Below are 18,027 nucleotides of genomic sequence, written 5' to 3' on the forward strand. Positions count from 1 at the left end.
ACCGGGGCGTGGCGCACAATGGTGCGGTGAACCGACCGGAAATCCCCCCACGTTCGATCATGGTGCTCGGCTCGACGGGTTCGATCGGCACCCAGGCCCTCGACGTCCTCGCCCGCGACGGGTTCCGGGTGGCCGGGCTGGCCGCCGGCGGGGGCCGTCCCGACCTGCTGGCCCGGCAGGCGGCCGAGACCGGCGCCCCCGTGGTGGCCGTGGCCGACCCGGCCGCGCTGCCCGCCGTGCGCGAGGCGCTCTCGGCGCTGGGGGCCGCGCCCGAGGTGCTCGCGGGGCCCGAGGGGGTGGCCGAGCTGGCCGGGCGGCCGTGCGACATCGTGCTCAACGGGATCACCGGGGCCCTGGGGCTGACCTCGACGCTCGAGACGCTGAAGGCCGGCACCACGCTCGCGCTGGCCAACAAGGAGTCGCTGATCATCGGCGGTCCGCTGGTCAAGCGGCTGGCCGCGCCGGGCCAGCTGCTGCCGGTCGACTCCGAGCACTCGGCGCTGGCGCAGTGCCTGTGGGCCTCCGGTCCGACCGGCTACCGGCCCGAGGCCGTGCGCAAGCTGGTCGTGACCGCCAGCGGCGGGCCGTTCCGGGGGCGGCGGCGGGCCGACCTGGCCGACGTGACCCCCGAGATGGCGCTGAACCACCCGACCTGGAACATGGGGCCGGTCATCACGATCAACTCGGCGACCCTGGTGAACAAGGGCCTGGAGGTCATCGAGGCCCACCTGCTGTTCGACATCGGGTTCGACCGGATCGAGGTGGTCGTCCACCCGCAGTCGGTGATCCACTCGATGGTCGAGTTCGTCGACGGCTCGACGGTGGCCCAGGCGAGCCCGCCCGACATGCGGCTGCCGATCGCCCTGGCGCTGAGCCACCCCGGGCGGCTGCCCCACGTGTCGTCGCCGGTCGACTGGACGCGCGCCCACACGTGGACCTTCGAACCCCTCGACGTGGAGGCGTTCCCGTCGGTGCCGCTGGCCCGTCACGTGGGGGAGCAGGGGGGCACGGCCCCGGCGGTCTACAACGCGGCCAACGAGGTGTGCGTCGAGGCGTTCATGAAGGGCGCGCTGCCGTTCCTCGCGATCGTCGACACGGTGGCCGAGGTGGTCGGGGAGCACACCGTCGGCCGGGCCGAGTCGATCGAGGAGGTCCTGGCCGCCGACGCCTGGGCGCGGACGCGGGCGGCAGAGCTGACCGCCTGAGCAGCCGAAAGGCCCGGGGCGGTCGGCGCCCCGGGCCCTTCAGGTCGTCTCAGGTCACGGAGAGGTACAGGTCAGGGTCGGGACCGGGTTGGTGCCCGACTGGCTGGCCAGGAAGCCGAACGTCGCGGTGGCGTTCGCGGCCAGGTTGCGGTTGTAGTCCACCGGTGTGGCCGTCACCTGTCCGCCTGAGGTGGTTTGTGCCGCACCCCAGATCTGACTGATCGACTGGCCGTTGGCGTAGTTCCACTTGACCGTCCACCCCTGGATCGCGGAGTTGCCGGCCTTGACGGTCACCGATCCCTGGAATCCGCCCGGCCAGCTACTGGAGACCGTGTAGGTGGCGGAGCAGGCACCGCCCGGGTTGGGCGTCGGCGTCGGCGTGGGGGTCGGCGTGGGCGTGGGAGTGGGCGTGGGGGTCGGCGTGGGGGTGGGCGTCGGGTTGGGCGTGGGGCTCGGGTCCGGGTTCTGGCCGCCCGGGCCGACACCGGTCACCTGGCCGTTGCCGCCGTCGAAGACGACGTCGGAGCAGCCGTAGAACGTCTCGTTGCTGTCGGAGCGCTGCCACACCGAGTAGATGATGTGGCGGCCGCTCTTGCCCGACGGCAGGTTGGCGTTCCAGTAGTAGTAGGCGTTCTCGTTGCCCGGGTTGCCGACGCTCGGCGGGTTCGTCGAGGAGTCGAACGGCGTCGACTCCAGGTCGCTCCAGGCCAGCGGCCGGGTGGGCGACCAGGTGTTCTTGGTGATGTAGAGGCGGAACGTGCCCGGGTGGGCGGCCCACTTGTTGTACCGGATCTGGATGTTCGCACCCGAGGTCAGGTGGGTCACCGGCCAGTCGTTGCGGGCCAGGTCGAAGCCGCTGAAGTTGTAGACGACCGCGCCGCCGGAGCACAACGAGCCGTCGGGGATGAACCCGGACATCCGGCCCGCGCCGTCCGAGCGCAGCGTCGCGAACCAGTTGTAGAGCGAGTTCGTGCCGCTCTGGGCGACGGCCGCGGCGCACGCCGGGTTGTTGGGCTGGATGGCGCCGCTTGAGTTCAGGCCGTCCTTCCAGCACAGGTACGTACGGCTGCCCGGCATCATCATCGCGCCATGTGCCTGGGCGGGGCTGGCGACCAGCACGGTCACCGCCGTGGCCGCCATCGCGACCACTGCGGTGGCGATGGCGGTGATCCTGAATCTGAGCGTTCTACTACGTGGTCCGACCACGGATGTCCCTTTCACCTGGCCGTGGCTGCTGCCAGCCTCGTTACGGGGCGGCCAAACGCCGCACTGCTGCGGGAGCGCTCACGCGATTCGGAATGTAAACCGGGGTTTCCGGGGTGCCCAGGTCACAGCGGTCGTTCGCGGCTTTTGCCCAGGTCGGGGATGAATGATTCATCAGAAGCTGGGGCAGCGGGTGGCCGCGCGGGTGTGGGTGATCCGGCGCCTGCCTAGACTGATGGACGTCAAGGACGACTCTTAGCGCAAGGTGCTGAAATGTCTGTTGATCTCGGGATTCCCTCCCTGCCGGTCAAGCCGATCTCCCCCCGGCGCCGCTCGCGTCAGATCATGGTGGGCTCGGTGCCGGTCGGGGGTGACGCCCCGATCTCCGTGCAGTCCATGACCACCACGCTCACCGCCGACGTCAACGCCACGCTTCAGCAGATCGCCGAGCTCACCGCGTCGGGTTGCCAGATCGTCCGCGTCGCCGTCCCCTCGCAGGACGACGCCGACGCCCTCCCGGCGATCGCCAGGAAGTCCCAGATCCCGGTCATCGCCGACATCCACTTCCAGCCCAAGTACGTCTTCGCCGCCATCGAGGCCGGCTGCGCGGCGGTCCGGGTCAACCCGGGCAACATCAAGAAGTTCGACGACAAGGTCGGCGAGATCGCCCGGGCCGCCAAGGACCACGGCGTGCCGATCCGCATCGGCGTGAACGCCGGCTCCCTCGACCCCCGCCTGCTGGCCAAATACGGCAAGGCCACCCCCGAGGCGCTCGTCGAGTCGGCGTTGTGGGAGTGCTCCCTGTTCGAGGAGCACGACTTCCGCGACATCAAGATCTCCGTCAAGCACAACGACCCGGTCGTCATGATCAAGGCCTACCGGCTGCTGGCCGAGAAGTGCGACTACCCGCTCCACCTGGGCGTCACCGAGGCCGGGCCGGCCTTCCAGGGCACGATCAAGTCGGCGGTCGCGTTCGGCGCCCTGCTGGCCGAGGGCATCGGCGACACCATCCGCGTCTCGCTGTCGGCGCCCCCGGTCGAAGAGGTCAAGGTCGGCAACCAGATCCTCGAGTCGCTCAACCTCAAGCAGCGCGGCCTCGAGATCGTCTCCTGCCCCTCCTGCGGCCGGGCCCAGGTCGACGTCTACACCCTCGCCGACCAGGTCACCGCGGGGCTCGACGGGCTGAAGGTGCCGCTGCGGGTGGCCGTCATGGGCTGCGTCGTCAACGGCCCCGGCGAGGCCCGCGAGGCCGACCTCGGCGTCGCCTCCGGCAACGGCAAGGGCCAGATCTTCGTCAAGGGCGAGGTCGTCAAGACCGTGCCCGAGTCGCAGATCGTCGAGACCCTGATCGAAGAGGCGCTGCGCCTGGCCGAGGAGATGGGCGTCGACGTCGACCTCGACGACGACGACGCCCCTGGGCCGCAGGTCATCGTCCGCTAATGATTCGGTAATCCACCCCGGCGACTCCGTGTGATCGCCCCGTCACTTACGGGAAGCTGGCCTCTGTCGTGTGAGCAGAGGAGAGAGCGCGTGAAGCGAGTCGTCGGAGTGGTCTCCGGGGTCACGATCCTGTCCGCCGGGATGGTGACGGGGTTGGTGGCAGAGCCCGAAGGGGCCGATGCCGCGCAGGTCGTGCCGGCGCAGCGGATCGTCTGGGGGGCGTGCCCCACGGCCAGCCCCAAGAGTGCTCCGCCCGCCACCCTCGCCGAGATCCTCAAGGAACTCACCGGGAACGGCCGCGGCCTGGGCCAGGCGGTGGCGGCCCGCCGGGCCGCCACCCCCGAGTGCGCGAACGTCCGGGTGCCGCTCGACCCGGCGCAGCCCGGCGGGCAGCAGATCACCATCGCGCTCAACCGCTTCAAGGGCAGCGCGCCGCGTGACGGCAACCACCTTGGGCCGCTGCTGGTCAACCCCGGCGGGCCGGGCGCCTCCGGGCTCACGCTGGCCCGCCACGTCGCCGCCTCGCTGCCGCCCGAGGTGGCCGCCCGCTACGACGTGATCGGCTTCGACCCGCGCGGCGTCGGTGCCAGCAGGCCCGCGCTGACCTGCGTCGACCCCAAGCGCTTCTACGCGCCGCCGCGCCCCGACAACGTGCCGGCCGACGAGGCCGCCGAGCGGGTGCTGCTGGGCCGCGCCGAGGCCTACGCCGGCGCGTGCGGCAACAAGTTCGCGTGGCTGCTGCCGTACATGACCACCGAGAACGCGGCCCGCGACGTCGAGGCGCTGCGCCGCGCCCTCGGCGAGGAGAAGATCAGCTGGCTCGGCTACTCCTACGGCACCTACCTGGGCTCGGTGTACGCCACCCTGTTCCCCGACCGGGTCCGCCGGATGGTGCTCGACAGCGTGGTCGACCCGACCAAGGTCTGGTACGACGCCAACCTCGACCAGAACGTCGCCTTCGACGACCGCCACCGCGACTTCCTCGAATGGGTGTCCGACCACAACGCCGCCTTCCGCCTCGGCGACACCGAGGAGGAGGTCTCCTTCGCCTGGTACGGCATGCGCAGGCGCCTGGCCGAACGCCCCGCCGGCGGCATCGTGGGCCCGAGCGAGCTCGACGACACCTTCACCGTGGGCGGCTACAGCGACGCGGTCTGGCCCACCTTCGCCCGCGCCTTCTCCGACTACGTCCGCAAGGGCGACGTCACCGCCCTGGTGAACGCCTACCGCCAGCACGGCGAGACCGACGCCGCCGACGAGAACGGCTACGCCGTCTACCTGGCCACCCAGTGCCGCGACGCCGCCTGGCCCCGCGACTGGAGCCGCTGGCGCGCCGACGCCCGCCGCATCTACGCCCACTCGCCGTTCATGACCTGGAGCAACACGGTCTACAACCTGCCCTGCGCCTTCTGGCCGCAGGCCGGGGGCACCCCCGTCACCGTAGGGGGCGGCCGGAGCCTCCCGCCGATCCTGATCCTCCAGTCGCGCTACGACGCCGCCACCCCGCTGCGGGGCGCGCTGACCGTCCGCAACCGGTTCCCGTCGGCCCGGTTGATGCTGGTCGGGGGCGGCAACCACGGGGTCAGCTTCGGCGGCAACGCGTGCGTCGACCGGCGGGTCTCGGCCTACCTGAAGGACGGCCTGCTGCCCGAGCGGCGCCGCACGGGCAGCGAGCCCGACCTCACCTGCGCGTCGGCCGGGGCGCGGGCGGCGACCCGGATGGCCTCCACCGGAGGGAAACCGGCCCACGAGAGGCTGACCCAAGTCCTCCTCGGTCGCTGACCAATCGGGGGGTCTGGCGTAGGCTGGGCGGGTGATGCTGCGTACGTCGGCGTCGCGCGTGCTGGACGACAACGATCGCGACGAGGTGCTCCGGATCCTCGACGCAGATCCGGTCGCCAACGTCTTCGTCGCCTCCCGGGTCAGGTCGGTCGGCCTGAGTCCCTCCCGGTTGGGCGGCCAGATGTGGGGGTTCGGCCCGCGCGGCGGGCTGACCTCCCTCTGTTACGCCGGCGCGAACCTGGTGCCGGTCAACGCCTCACGCGAGGCCGTCCACGCCTTCGCCGACCGGGCCCGCAAGCAGGGCCGCCGCTGCTCCTCGATCGTCGGGCCCTCCGCGGCCGTCGAACACCTGTGGGAGAGGCTGGAGCCCCATTGGGGCCCGGCGCGGGCGATCCGCTGGGCCCAGCCCGTCATGTCGATCAGCGCGGCCCCGCTCGTCGCGCCCGATCCGCTGGTCAAGCGGGTGCGGCCCGAGGAGTTCGGCACCGTCCTGCCCGCGTGCGTGGCCATGTTCACCGAAGAGGTGGGCGTCTCGCCCGACAACGGCGACGGCGGCGCGCTCTACCGGTCCCGGGTGGCCGAGCTGATCCGCATCGGCCGCTCCTACGCCCGCATCGACGACGGCCGGGTGGTCTTCAAGGCCGAGATCGGCGCGGTCACGCCGCAGGCGTGCCAGATCCAGGGCGTCTGGGTCGACCCCCTCTACCGGGGCCGAGGCCACGCCTCGTCGGGCATGGCGACCGTGGTCGAACAGGCCCTCAAGTACTTCGCGCCCGTGGTGACCCTCTACGTGAACGACTACAACACCCCCGCCCGCGCGGCCTACCGCCGGGTGGGCTTCGCCGAGGTCGACACCTTCACCTCGGTGCTGTTCTGACGAGCCGGTCGAGCAGCCGGTTCAGGGCGGCCTCCGGATCGTCGGTCAGGCCCGCGTGCACCGGCCCGGTGCGCACGATCGTCGAACGCGGCGCGGTCAGCCAGCGGAACCGGCTGCCCAGCGACTCCTCCCGCAGCGGCCCGTCTTCGGCCGAGCAGCTCAGTTCGTAGGCCATGAGCGAGTGCAGCACCCCGGGCAGGTTCGCCGACGGGCAGAGCGCCTGGAGGCGGGCGGCGTCGAGGTCGGTGCGGGCGCACAGGTAGCCGCGGGGCTGGCAGTAGACGATCACGCCGGCGTTGATCAGTTCGCCGCGCTCGATGTCCGGGACGACCTGGATGAGCGCGTACTCGTAGACGTCGCGGGTCATGTGCGCCAGAAGCCGCCGATCGTGTTGGTCCGCACGGGAGTCTTGGGTGCCGCGGTCAGGTCGGGATGCCAGGCCGTCGAGGCGGCTCTCGTCAGCAGGTGGTCGACGTAGGCGTCGCGGGAGTCGTCGCCGAGCCACTCGCCGGGGACCTGGTCCACGGCGTGGCGCAGCAGGTCCTCCGGCACGGGAAGCGGGATCACCTCGGTCGCGAACCTGGTCATCACGTGGTCGCTCGCGTCGAAGGGCCGCAGTGGGTCGGCGCGGGGCCAGTTGTGGTGGAACCACAGGGCCGCGCCGTGGTCGATCAGCCAGATCGAGTCGTGCCAGACCAGCAGGTTGGGGTTGCGCCACGACCGGTCGACGTTGTGGATCAGGCCGTCGAACCAGATCAGCCTCCCGGCGAACTCCGGGTCGGGGTTCCAGACCGGCGGGTCGAAGCCGAGCGCGCCCGGGAGGAAGTCGATGGCCAGGTTGTCGCCCGCGCTGGCGTTCAGCAGGTCCTGGATCTCCTCGTCGGGTTCGCGGCGGCCGAGCTGCGGGTCGAGGCCGACCACCTTCAGGTCGGGGGTGGGGAAACCCAGGCCCCGGGCCAGCTCGGCGCAGATCACCTCGGCCACCAGCACCCGGCGGCCCTGCCCGGCGCCCCGGAACTTGACGACGTAGGTGCCGAGGTCGTCGGCCTCCATCACACCGGGCAGCGAGCCGCCCTCGCGCAGCGGCGTGACGTAACGCGTCGCCGTGATCCGTTCCAGCACGCCGGACAGGTTACCCGGCTGTGGTCACCGGTCGTGGGCCGGGATCCACCACATCCGGCCGTCGGACACCTCGTGGTACACGTCGAGCAGGTCGCAGCCGGTCACCTTGCTGCGCGACTCGGCCGCGGCCCAGGCGTAGACCCCCCGGGCCATCGCCCCGGGCTCCTGCTGGACGCGGAGGGCGTACACCCGCGCCCTTATCTCGTGGATCTTGTGGTCGTCGGGCTCCGCCTGGACGGCGAGTTCGGCCAGCTGGCAGGCCAGCCGAAGGTCGCCCTCCGCCGCGGCGACCACCGCGCGCCCCGCCACGGTCCCGGCGCCCGCCGCCAGGTCGGCGATGGCCCTGGCGAAGACGGCGTCCGGGGCGGGCTTGAGGCTCGCCGGGTTGCCGTCGTGCCAGCCGCCGTGCAGGCGCCAGATGTTGCGCACGATGAACTCGGGCTCGTCGTAGTAGGGCTGCAGGTAGGGGCGCTGCGACAACTCCAGCGGTGGCTTCACGGTGTGCAGGATCTCGTCGAGGCGCGCCCCCGCGTTCATCAGGTCGAGCGTCTGCTCGACCAGACTGTCGAGGTAGTCGGCCGTGTCGATCAGGGCCCGGCGCACCCGCAGGGCGCCGGTGATCGGCAGGCCGTGGCCGGGCAGCAGGATCTCCGCGTCGAGCGTGGCCATCGTCCGCAGCGCGACGGCCCACTCGTCGGGGTAGCGCTGCACCCGCTGCGGGTTCCCGGCGCTGGGGGTCACCCAGACGAACAGGTCGCCGGTCAGCAGGATGTTCCGTTCGGGGATGTGCGCCCACGTCGCGTCGTCGGTCTCGCCGCGCGCGTGGTGCAGCTCGAAGGTGACGTCCCCGAGTGTCAGGGTGAGCCGGTCCTGGTAGGTCAGGTCGGGCACCCGGTAGGTGGCCGGCCACTGCATCTGCCCGAACCCGAACTGCCGCTGGTTGATGACCGAGTTGTAGCCGGCGGTGCGGGCGTAACGGGCGAACCGGTTCGCCACGCCCTCATGTGCGACGACGATGGGCCGCGTCCCCTCTTCGTCGTCGAAGCACTCCATTCCCCCCACATGGTCGAAGTGCCCATGAGAAAAGACGGCGTAGCGAACCGGTTCGTCCGACCAGGCCCGGATGGCCTGGTGCATCGCGGGGGCGTCGATGGCGTTGCCCGTGTCGAACAGCGCCAGCCCGGCCTCCCCCTTGACCGCGTACACGTTGCCGAAGGCCGGCCACATGGCCACGCCCTCGGTGACCTCCTGTACGCCGTCGGCCCGGAGCTCGGCGAGCGGCACCTCGTGCGCCCTGACCGCTCCGCGCCACACCTTGTCGGCGTACTCCAGGATCCCCATGCAGCCGATGGTGCCGTGCTGACTTCGGTTGTCGCAGTAGGGAACTCCCTACAGCTCCCCGCGCTCCACGGCGAGGGCCACTTCGAGGCGGGAGCGCAGGCCCGTCTTGGCGTAGACGCGGCTCAGGTAGACCTCGACGGTCTTGCGGCTGTAGTGGAGCTCGTCGGCGATCTGCGGGTTCGACCGGCCCTCGGCGACCAGCTCGATGACACGGCGTTCGGCGGGGGTGAGCGTGGCGGAGGGGGCGGGGGCGATGCCGGCCTCGCGCATGTGCTGGAGCGTGCGGTCGCGCCAGGGGGCGGCGCCGAGGGCGGTGAACAGGGTGTGGGCCTTGGCGAGCTGCGCCGGGTCGGCGTACAGGCCGATCATGAGACGGGCGCGGGCCTCCTCGTAGGGGAGGCCGCGGGCCTTCTCCAGCGCGGCGTGGGCGCGGCCGGCGTCGCCGAACGCCCACGCCATGGCCAGGTCGGCGGCCATCTTGGCGCGCGGGGTGCCGTTGCGGGCGACGTCGTCGAGCTGCTCGGCGGCGGGACGGGCCCCCACCGTCTCACCGGCGATGGCGTGCCAGATCACCTCCACCGCCAGCACCCGGTGGAGCACCTCGGGCACCCCGGTCGCCTTGGCCAGCTCGATCGACCGCAGGGACGCGGCGCGGTCGCCGGTGCCGAGCAGGAGCCGCGCGGTGTACATGTGGCGCAGGCCCGTCTGCGTCGCGCTCGCCGGCGGCGGGTCGGCCAGGATCGCCCGCGCCTCGTCGTAGCGGCCCTGGTCGAGCAGGATGTCGGCCTCGACGTTGCGCAGCAGCGCGTGGTTCTCCAGCAGGCCCGCCTCGGTCAGCGGTCCGGCCGAGGCGCGGATGTCGGCCAGGGCCTTCTCCCACTCGCCGCTCAGGCGGCGCACCACGGCCGTGGTGCGGGCGTTCTGCCCGGCGATGTCGTGCCAGCCGAGGCCGCGGTGGATGTGCTCGGCCTCCTCCAGCAGCTTCAGCGGCCGGGCCAGCTCGCCGCCCGTGGCCAGCACGTGGGCGGCCGACTCCAGGGCGGCCAGCCGCGCGCCGGGCGGCATCGCGGCGGCGAACGTCAGCAGGAACGACACCGCCCGTTCGGTCTGCTGCCAGTCGCCCTCGACCAGCGCCCACATGGCCAGCGCGCCGGCGGTGATGACGCGGTCCTCCGGCGGGCAGCTCGGCAGGCCCGCCCAGGCCAGGCGCGCGGCGTCGTCGGGCGGGCGGCGCAGCTCGCCGAGCAGCAGCGCCCGCTGGGCCAGCAGCGCGGTCGGGTCGTCGACGCGGGGGAGCTGCTTGGCCAGGATGGCGAGGGCGACGTCGTACCAGCCCATCGCGTGGGCGGCGCCGACGGCCACATACGAGGTGCGGGTGTGGCGGCGGCCCGGCGGCAGCAGCGCCAGCGCCCGCTGCGCGGAGTTGAGCGCCAGCGCGGGGCGGGAGCCCTTCCAGTACGACAGCGCCTGTAACGCCAGCAGTTCGCCCTTGTCCTCGCTGATCTCGGCGGCCCGGCCGAACCAGTGGGCGGCCGACAGCGGGGCGGTCCAGCGGGTCACCTCGGCGGCCCGCAACATCGCCGCCCGCGCCTCCTGCGGAGCGCCGCCCTCGGCCATGTGGGTGGCCCATTCGAGCACCCGGCGGGCCCCGCTGAGGCCCTGCCGCTGGAGCATCGCGGCGATGCGGGCGTGCAGGCGGCGGCGCTCGCCCGCGTTGAGGTCGGCGTGCAGCGCCTCGGCGACCAGCGGGTGGGCGAAGGCGTAGCCGTCGCCGGTGTCGACCAGCACCTCGTCGCGCACGAGCGCGACCAGCGCGCGTTCGGCGGCGCGTTTGTCGAGCCCGGCCAGCTCGGCGACCTCCTCCAGGGTGCCCGGGGTGTCGATCGCGGTGGTGTCACGGGTGCGGCCCAGCGTGGCCAGCACCCGCGCGAGGTCGCGGCCGGCCTTGTCGCGCTGGAAGATGCGGCTCAGGATCGCGCCCCGGCGGGCCCCCGGGTCGGGGGAGCGCACCGCGCCGCCCTGGACGAGCGCGAGCACCGCCTCCTGGACGAACCACGGGTTGCCCTGGCTCTCGGCCAGCACCCGGTCGACCATGCTGTCGCTCGGCGCCCGGTCGAGCAGCGACGTGATCAGGTTCTTGACCTCGGCGCGGGAGAGGGGGTCGAGGCGTACCGCCAGGTCGACCTCGAGCGACGGCGGCCGCCGCGCGGTCAGCACGATCGCGAGGCCGGGGCAGGTGCGCGGCAGCGTCTTGAGCAGTCGCAGCGTGTCGGCGTCGGCGTGGTGGACGTCGTCGACGGCGAGCAGGGTGCGTCCCGGCAGATCGGCGATGAGCTGCGCGGCCAGCGCTCCCGGCGCGGCCACCGAACGGCCCGCCTGACGACCGAGCGCGGCGCGGTCGATGGCGTCGTAGAGCTCCCACAACCGCGGCTGCGCCTTCGGCTCGCGGCCCAGCGAGTCCAGGGCGTCGACGAGCGGCGCGTAGGCCAGGCCCTCGTCGAGCTCGCGGGCCCGGCCTCGGAGCACGCGGAAGCCCGCCGCCTGGGAGGTCAGCTCACCCAGCAGATGGGTTTTGCCGAGCCCCGCGGCACCGGTGATCAGGATGGTGCGCGGCGTTTCCCGGAGAGCCGATTCCAGCTCACGCAGGAGCCGGACACGGCCGAGGCCCCTGTCGACGGGACGTCACCCCCTTCACGTGCGTCACAGAGCTGACGCGTTGATCCGGTTGCACGTTCACCCGATGTGTGCAGAAATCGTAGATTGCCACGGCGGTCGTGACCAGACCGGCGGCCTCACCGTCAGATTCGGCGATTAGTGACATGGCCAACGGATGCACCGGAACGTACATGTCAGATCGTGGCTTACACCGATCAGCAGCTGGGCCTGGCCGCCCTGGTCCGGGCCGCCCTCCTGCCGTCGCTCGGGGACCCGCGGCCGCCCGGCTGGGACACGCTCGCCGCGACCGGATTCCTCGGGTGTTTGGTATCGCCGGTTTCGGGCGGGCTCGGGTTGCGGTTCGCCGACACGGTGCCCGCGTTCGCCGAGACCGGCCGCGCGGCGCTGCCCGGCCCGCTGGTGGAGACGTGCGTGCTCGGCGCGCTGCTGCTGCCGGAACGTTTCCTGGGGCCGCTCGCCCGCGGCGAGCTGCGGGTCTCGGCCCGCATCGGCGACACCGTGTACGCCCCCGACGCCGACGCCGCCGGCCTGCTGATCGTCGAACGCCCCGGCGGTGTGCTGGAGGCGCACCCGCCCTCCTCGGTACGGCTGACGCCCCGCCCCGGCCTCGACCCCGCCCGCCGCCTGTTCAGCGTGTCGACCGAGCGTCCCGGCATCCCGCTGGGCACGCGGGTCGCGGCCCTGCCGGCGCTGCGCATCGCGACCGTCGCGGTGGCCGCCCAGCTCGTCGGCCTGGCCCGGCACCTGTGCGCGGTCGCGGACCTGCCGTCCGGCGCGGCCGAGTGCGCCGGTTCCCTCGTGGACGAGGCCGCGGTCGTCGCCGGCGACCATTCGCTGCCCGAAGGGGAAATAGTGCGCGCGGTCAGCGCGGCCAAGGCCGCCGCGGGGGAGGCCGCCGCCGAGGCGGCCCACACGATCCTGCGGCACGGACCGCGTGGGCACGACCTCTGGGTGGCACGGGTGTGGTCACTCGGGTCGGCGTACGGAGACACCGGCCTGCACCGGGCGCGGCTCAGGGCCGCGCGCCTGGGGAATCCGGAGCTCTACCGGCGGTGACGCCCCTGGTAGTCCTTCGGCGCCGACGACGCCGGGCGCCGGTGGCTGACCAGGAAGGCCATCGCCAGGAGCACCACCAGCAGCGGCGCCACCAGCCCCTGCGCGCTCAGCGCGTGCGGGACGGAGGAGGGCGCGGGCCGGCTCGCGGCCACCGGGAGCGTGCTGATCTCCGGGGCCGGTTCGACGTGGACGAGCGACGTCTCCGCCGCCATCTCCTTGAGGAGGAGCGCCTTGGGGCTGGGACCCCGGGGAGCCTCGGGGGCCTTCTGGGCCTGCTGGACGAAGGCGGGGGTGTCGGCCCAGACCAGCGGACCACGGTCCGGACAGCCGTTCTCGTCGTTGCCGGTACACCCACCGGGGCCGACACCGGCACGCGAGCCGGAGTCGGAGGAGATCCCAGGAGTGCCGTCGACGCCGATGCCGGACCAGACGTGAAACCCGGGCCCGTCCTCGGAACCGCCACCGGAGCGGGTGTCGGGGCGGTCGGCCGGCCGCGCGCCGATCCCGAATTTGGGCATGATGTGCGATCCGATGCCGGACTGGGATCCGGGACCGTAGGAGTCGGTGCCGGACGTGGTCCCGTTCGTGGCATCGGAGCCGTTGTCGGTCGCGGTGTCGGAGCCGTTGCCGGTCCCGGTCTCCGAGCCGTTGTCGGTGCCCGCCCCCTTGTCGGAACCCGATTGCGTGTTCGGGCCGGTGCCCGGGTTCGTTTCCGTACCGATGTGGGTTCCGGAGCTGGCGCCCGCGTCGGTGTCGGTTCCAGGGCTCGTGCCAACACCGGTGTCGGTTCCGTGGTTGGTCCCCGCAGCGCTGTCGGAGCCGGATTCGGTGTCCGGGCCGGTGCCCGGGTTCGTGTTCGGGTCCGTGCCGGTGTCGGTGTTGGTTCGGGGGCTGGTGCCCGTGCCGGTGGCGGTTCCGGGGCCGGTGTTCGTGCTGGTGTCGGTTCCAGGGCCCGTGCCCGTGCCGTTGTCGTTTCCGTGACTGGTGCCTGGTCTGGTGTCGGTTCCGTGGTTGGTGCCTGCACCGCTGTGGGAGCCGGATTCGGTGTTCGGGCCGGTGCTCGGGTTCGTGTTCGTGCCGGTGTGGGTGCCGGGGCTGGTGCTCGTGCCGGTGTGGGTGCCGGGGCTGGTGCTCGTGTCGGTGTCGGTTCCGGGGCTGGTGCCCGGCCGGGTGTCGGATCCGTGGTCGGTGCCCGTGCCGCTGTCGGAGCCGGGCTCCGTGTCCGGGCCGGTGCCGGAGTTCGTGTCCGGGCCGGCTCCCTGTCCTGGGCCTGAGCCGGGGTGGGAGCCGATCCCTGGCCTGCCCTCGTGGCCGATGCCTGGTTTGTCCTCGGAGCCGCCGCCGGACCTGGTGTCCGGCCTGTCCCACGGCCGGGGGTGGTGGCCCGTGCCCGGCAGGGTGCCGGGTCGGCCGTCGGTGCCGGTTCCGGGGCCGGTGCTCGTGCCGGTGTCGGTCTGGGTGTCGGAGGCGCTGTCCCGGCCCGTGTCGGTACTCGTCTCGGAGGAGCCGGTGGTCTTCTCCAGGATCTTCTCCGGGTAGCCGAACCCGACGACCGTCCCCTCGTCGTGGGTTCGTTCCTTGACCATGTTGCTGGTGTTGCCCTCGATCGAGGTGAACTGCGATCCGTTCACCTCGGTCACGAGTCCTACGTGATCGATACCGTCGACGCTTCCTCCGCCGTCCCAGTCGAAGAAGACGACCGCACCCGGTTCCGGTTCGCGGCCCCAGGCCCCCTGCGCCTGAAACCACTCCGCGTGCGCGACCGTGTAGGAGAACTCTCCGAACCAGTCGCTGTAGCCGAGCTTGTTCGCCCCCCACGAGAGGAACATGTCGCACCACGGCTGGTACGAGTAGTCAGCGTCCGTCTCGACGGCGTTGTACCAGTCCCCGAACTTGGTGTAGCCGCCGGACTGCTCTTGGTATCCGATCTCCTTCCTCAGCAACGTGATGAGCTTCTGCATCTCTGGGGTCATATGTGACATCCATTACGCTTCGGGGTCAATCTGCGTGAATGGGATGTTCATGGACCTTTAAGGGGCAGGTCAACTCACTTTACTCAAACATGACCAAACGGGACATACGTGATAGTCCCAGGTCAGGTGATCCGGCCAGGCCCCGAGTCCGACGGCGTCGGGGTTTCCGGCTCCTCCTCCACCGGACAGGCCGGAGAGTCGAGCGTGACCTCGCGGGTGGCCGTGTCTCCTCCCGGAGAGGCCGTCACGCTCACCTGCCGGATGTCCCGGGCCCCGCACGGAGCCTGCTTGTAGCCGGTCTGGAAGGTGCGGGTGTAGTCTTTCGCGCCGCTCACCTCGGCCGTCGAGCTCGTCACAATCGGGCTGGTCTGCCGTTCGCCGACCCGGACCGTCCGGGTGAACGTCACCGTCAGCGTGATCGGCGCGGTGCTTCCCGAGGTCACCTTCACGGTCGCGAGCGACCCGTCCCATCCCTGCAGGCTCACCGCGGGCGGCGCGCAGTCGGGCCCGGTGACCTGCTTCCGGCTGGTCTGGGGGCCGTTGCCCGCCGCCGGTTCGGTGGTGATCTGGACGACGTACGTCGAGGTCTGGCCGCAGGCCGGCTCGCCCAGGTCGGTGCGGGCGGTGAAGGAGTACTCCCGGTGCCCGGACAGGGTCGTGCTCGACGACTTGGTCAGCTCGCCGTCGCGGCCGAACCGGGCCAGCACCTTGACCCGGCCGGTGCCGTCGGCCTTGAGCCGCACCCCGGCGGCCTTGCCGTCCCAGCCGGTGATCGTGACGTTCTCGACCGTCGGCGGTGGGCACGGGCCGCCCTTGACCGAGACGGTCCTGGACGCCGTCCTGCCCGCCGACGGCGAGGTCTCGACGGTGATGCGCCGGTAGGAGGTCGTACCGCACGCGGGCGGGGTGAAGGCCTGCTGCACGACGGGGGCGTAGGCGGTCGCGCCCGCGAGCGGGACCACCTGCGGCGGGAGCGTGTCGAGCGCGTCCTTCTCGGTCCCCTGGGCGAACCGGACCGTCATGGTGACCTGCGCCGGGGTGTTGGTCACGATGCGGACCGTGGCCGACTGCCCGTCGAACGACTGGATGTTCAGGCCGGAGACCTTGAGCGGCGGGGGAGCGGCCGGGGTCGCGGTGGCCGTGGCGGTCGCGGTGACCGTCGGGGTGACGGCGCCCGGCGGCTGGACCGTCGACGGCTGCTCGGTGGTGGCCTCCTCCGACGGCTCCTCCGTCGTCGGCTGCTCGTCCGGGGTGGCCGGGGGGGTGGTCTCCTCGTCCGGTACGACCGGCGGCGGCTCCTGGGCCGGCTCCTGCGCCGGCGTCTGCGTGGGCGGGCGTAACGTGGTGCCGCCCGCGACCGGGGTCTGGCCGTTGGCCGCCACCACGATCGCGATCACCACCGCCGCCACCAGCGACCCGGCGATGGCGAAGCGAGGCGCGAACCGGGTCAGCCGCTGGCTCAGGATCGTGCGCGCCAGCGAGGTGTTCACCTGCGGCGTCGGCGACGAGGGCTTGGCCAGCGGGAACATCAGCGCCATGAGGGTGGCGAGTTCGGCCAGGTGCCGCCGGCCGCGCTCCTCCCAGTCGCGGCCGTAGGCCGCCAGCGCCGCGAGCTCCAGGTCGGCGACGAACTGGTCGGCGGTCGGCGGCCGGGCCATCGGGTCTTTGGCCATGCCCCGCCCGACCAGCGCCCGGACCGATCCGGGCACCTCCATGGTCGGGATCGGCGCCCCCTGGTGCTGCCGCCGCAGGGTGCCCACGTCGAGCGAGTGGTAGGGCCGGTGGCCGGTCAGGCACTCGAAGAACACGCAGGTCGCCGCGTAGACGTCGGTCGCCGGGCTGGCCGGGTTCCCGGCCCACTGCTCCGGGGCCATGTACGACGGCGTGCCCGTCGCCTGCCCCGCCTCGCCGACGTGGCTGGCGATGCCGAAGTCGGCCAGCTTGCTGGTGCCGTCGGCCTGGACGAGCACGTTCTCGGGCTTGTAGTCGCGGTGCACCACGCCGTGGGCGTGCGCCGCCGACAGGCCCAGCAGCGACCCCTTCAGCACGACCAGCGCCGCCTCGGGCGAGGTGTTGCCGTGCTCGGCCAGGATGCTCCGCAGCGACACCCCGTCGACCAGCTCCATCACGATGGCCGCGTCGCCTTGGGGCGACTGCACGTATTCGTACAGCCGCACCACGTTCGGGTTCTCCAGCTCGACCATGAGCCGGGCCTCACGCTGGAAGCTGGCCAGGAAGCCAGGGTCACGTCGCAGCGTCTCGCTCAGATACTTGATGGCGACGTAAGCTCCGGTCGTCTCGTAGGTCGCCAGCACGACCCGGCCGCCACCCCCGGCGCCGAGTTCGCGTACCTCCCGGTAGCCCGGGACCGTCCACGTGCTCAACTGCGAAGCCCCCTCCATCGGGCACCCGGCGCGAAATGTCACCTAACGCCGCGTACTCATACGAAGGTCTCACCGCATCGTCAGCTTGTCACCGGACTAGAAATGTCACCTTGTCGCTGCAAACCGGTTGGGCATAGGGCGTAACCGACAGTCGCGAGCCGCTGACCTGCGAAGTTGGCGCGACCTTGGCGAACTCGGCCCGAGCATGGATGTCCGTTGGGGATACTGGAAGACAGAGGTGACCGGTATGCCCGGTCCGTATCGCGGACGTGCGCAATTAGCGAAAAAGTTCGTCCGGATATCCCCTTGTCCAGGACCGTATCGCGTGTCCAGAATCTAATTTTGGGGGTGGGACACCATGATCAGAGTCGCCGTTGCCGACGATCACCCGCACGCGCAGGCCGGGATCCGCCGCCTGCTGACCCGGATGCCCGAGGTGGGGTCGATCGTCGCCGCCCCGCCCGCCGACGCCGAGATCGACGTCGTCCTGCTGGCCCTCTACGGCGACGACCGCCGCCCGGCCATCGCCGCGATCGAGGGGTGGACGGCTCGGGCCCGCGTCCTCGTGACCGCCGCCGGGGGCGATCCCTCCGACGTCGTCGAGGCCCTCCAGGCCGGCGCGTCCGGCTATCTCCCCAGGAACACCACGCCCGACGAGTTCCGCCAGGCCGTCCTCCAGGTCGCCTCCGGCGGCTTCGTGCTCGGCCAGGGCCTGGCCCTGGTGCTGCGCGGCCAGCTCGCGTCGGCCACCTCGACCCTCTGCCTGCGCCCCGCGTTGTCGCCGCGCGAGACCGAGGCGCTGCGGCTCATCGCGAAGGGATGCACCCATCCCGAGACGGCCAAGGCGATGAACATCGAGGAGCTCTCGGTCGACCAACTGGTCGTCCGCATCCAGGTGAAACTGGGTTTCGGCAACCCCCGCGACCTCCGCCGCGTGACAGAAGACCTGGGACTCCAAAGGCTCTGAG

General features: G+C 72.0%; 13 protein-coding genes and 1 pseudogene. 6 read left to right on the plus strand and 8 right to left on the minus strand.

Annotated elements, in window-relative coordinates:
• Positions 1-59: 59 nt before the first annotated feature.
• Complete coding sequence (gene dxr, locus QSK34_RS00115; RefSeq protein ID WP_285581984.1) at positions 60-1,205, plus strand: 1-deoxy-D-xylulose-5-phosphate reductoisomerase; 1,146 nt, start codon at positions 60-62, stop codon at positions 1,203-1,205.
• Between the two features lie 54 nt (positions 1,206-1,259).
• On the opposite strand, the gene QSK34_RS00120 is transcribed toward dxr, so the two are convergent.
• Positions 1,260-2,411, minus strand: coding sequence for a lytic polysaccharide monooxygenase auxiliary activity family 9 protein (locus QSK34_RS00120; protein ID WP_285578550.1), 1,152 nt, complete (start codon positions 2,409-2,411; stop codon positions 1,260-1,262).
• Positions 2,412-2,681: 270 nt separating this feature from the next.
• On the opposite strand from QSK34_RS00120, the gene ispG reads away from it, so the two are divergent.
• From ispG to QSK34_RS00135, 3 genes are all read left to right on the plus strand, one after another.
• The gene (gene ispG / locus QSK34_RS00125; RefSeq protein ID WP_030450962.1) at positions 2,682-3,848 is read left to right on the plus strand and encodes a flavodoxin-dependent (E)-4-hydroxy-3-methylbut-2-enyl-diphosphate synthase; all 1,167 of its coding nucleotides are present in this window, start codon (positions 2,682-2,684) and stop codon (positions 3,846-3,848) included.
• A 90-nt stretch (positions 3,849-3,938) separates the two neighbouring features.
• Positions 3,939-5,630, plus strand: a complete 1,692-nt coding sequence (locus QSK34_RS00130; protein ID WP_285578554.1) for an alpha/beta hydrolase — start codon at positions 3,939-3,941, stop codon at positions 5,628-5,630.
• 34 nt (positions 5,631-5,664) lie between these two features.
• Complete coding sequence (locus QSK34_RS00135; protein WP_285581985.1) at positions 5,665-6,507, plus strand: GNAT family N-acetyltransferase; 843 nt, start codon at positions 5,665-5,667, stop codon at positions 6,505-6,507.
• On the opposite strand, the gene QSK34_RS00140 is transcribed toward QSK34_RS00135, so the two are convergent.
• The 5 genes and pseudogenes from QSK34_RS00140 to QSK34_RS37710 form a co-directional block, all read right to left on the minus strand.
• Positions 6,488-6,874: a DUF3037 domain-containing protein gene (locus tag QSK34_RS00140; RefSeq protein ID WP_285578555.1), complete on the minus strand. Its 387-nt coding sequence runs from the start codon at positions 6,872-6,874 to the stop codon at positions 6,488-6,490. The two genes, QSK34_RS00135 and QSK34_RS00140, sit on opposite strands and share 20 nt — an antisense overlap.
• Positions 6,871-7,629: a HipA family kinase gene (locus QSK34_RS00145; protein WP_285578557.1), complete on the minus strand. Its 759-nt coding sequence runs from the start codon at positions 7,627-7,629 to the stop codon at positions 6,871-6,873. Before QSK34_RS00145 ends, QSK34_RS00140 begins: the two co-directional genes overlap by 4 nt.
• A gap of 24 nt (positions 7,630-7,653) precedes the next feature.
• Complete coding sequence (locus QSK34_RS00150; protein WP_030450957.1) at positions 7,654-8,970, minus strand: alkyl sulfatase dimerization domain-containing protein; 1,317 nt, start codon at positions 8,968-8,970, stop codon at positions 7,654-7,656.
• A 48-nt stretch (positions 8,971-9,018) separates the two neighbouring features.
• Positions 9,019-11,064 (minus strand): helix-turn-helix transcriptional regulator, encoded by a 2,046-nt coding sequence (locus tag QSK34_RS00155; protein WP_353051371.1) that lies wholly within the window; start codon positions 11,062-11,064, stop codon positions 9,019-9,021.
• Positions 11,065-11,190: 126 nt separating this feature from the next.
• Positions 11,191-11,619: pseudogene (locus QSK34_RS37710) on the minus strand (ATP-binding protein); the annotation flags it as partial.
• Positions 11,620-11,826: 207 nt separating this feature from the next.
• On the opposite strand from QSK34_RS37710, the gene QSK34_RS00160 reads away from it, so the two are divergent.
• Complete coding sequence (locus QSK34_RS00160; protein ID WP_285578559.1) at positions 11,827-12,702, plus strand: hypothetical protein; 876 nt, start codon at positions 11,827-11,829, stop codon at positions 12,700-12,702.
• On the opposite strand, the gene QSK34_RS00165 is transcribed toward QSK34_RS00160, so the two are convergent.
• Together QSK34_RS00165 and QSK34_RS00170 are read right to left on the minus strand one after the other, a co-directional pair.
• Positions 12,690-14,663, minus strand: coding sequence for a CHAP domain-containing protein (locus QSK34_RS00165; RefSeq protein WP_285578562.1), 1,974 nt, complete (start codon positions 14,661-14,663; stop codon positions 12,690-12,692). The genes QSK34_RS00160 and QSK34_RS00165 overlap by 13 nt on opposite strands.
• 134 nt (positions 14,664-14,797) lie before the next feature.
• Entirely contained in the window at positions 14,798-17,059 is a 2,262-nt protein-coding gene (locus QSK34_RS00170; RefSeq protein ID WP_285578564.1) for a serine/threonine-protein kinase, read from the minus strand.
• A gap of 358 nt (positions 17,060-17,417) precedes the next feature.
• On the opposite strand from QSK34_RS00170, the gene QSK34_RS00175 reads away from it, so the two are divergent.
• Positions 17,418-18,026, plus strand: coding sequence for a LuxR C-terminal-related transcriptional regulator (locus QSK34_RS00175; protein ID WP_285578566.1), 609 nt, complete (start codon positions 17,418-17,420; stop codon positions 18,024-18,026).
• Position 18,027: the final 1 nt, after the last annotated feature.

The sequence above is a fragment of the Herbidospora sp. NBRC 101105 genome (genome assembly GCF_030269205.1).
Taxonomy (GTDB): Bacteria; Actinomycetota; Actinomycetes; order Streptosporangiales; family Streptosporangiaceae; genus Herbidospora; species Herbidospora solisilvae.

What these genes read in the sequence shown, in the direction of transcription:
- dxr (WP_285581984.1), top strand. Translation starts at nt 60, where the DNA reads ATGGTGCTCGGCTCGACGGGTTCGATCGGCACCCAGGCCCTCGACGTC.
- ispG (WP_030450962.1), top strand. Translation starts at nt 2,682, where the DNA reads ATGTCTGTTGATCTCGGGATTCCCTCCCTGCCGGTCAAGCCGATCTCC.
- QSK34_RS00135 (WP_285581985.1), top strand. Translation starts at nt 5,665, where the DNA reads ATGCTGCGTACGTCGGCGTCGCGCGTGCTGGACGACAACGATCGCGAC.
- QSK34_RS00140 (WP_285578555.1), bottom strand. Translation starts at nt 6,874, where the DNA reads ATGACCCGCGACGTCTACGAGTACGCGCTCATCCAGGTCGTCCCGGAC.
- QSK34_RS00150 (WP_030450957.1), bottom strand. Translation starts at nt 8,970, where the DNA reads ATGGGGATCCTGGAGTACGCCGACAAGGTGTGGCGCGGAGCGGTCAGG.
- QSK34_RS00155 (WP_353051371.1), bottom strand. Translation starts at nt 11,064, where the DNA reads ATGGTCGACCGGGTGCTGGCCGAGAGCCAGGGCAACCCGTGGTTCGTC.
- QSK34_RS00165 (WP_285578562.1), bottom strand. Translation starts at nt 14,663, where the DNA reads ATGCAGAAGCTCATCACGTTGCTGAGGAAGGAGATCGGATACCAAGAG.
- QSK34_RS00175 (WP_285578566.1), top strand. Translation starts at nt 17,418, where the DNA reads ATGATCAGAGTCGCCGTTGCCGACGATCACCCGCACGCGCAGGCCGGG.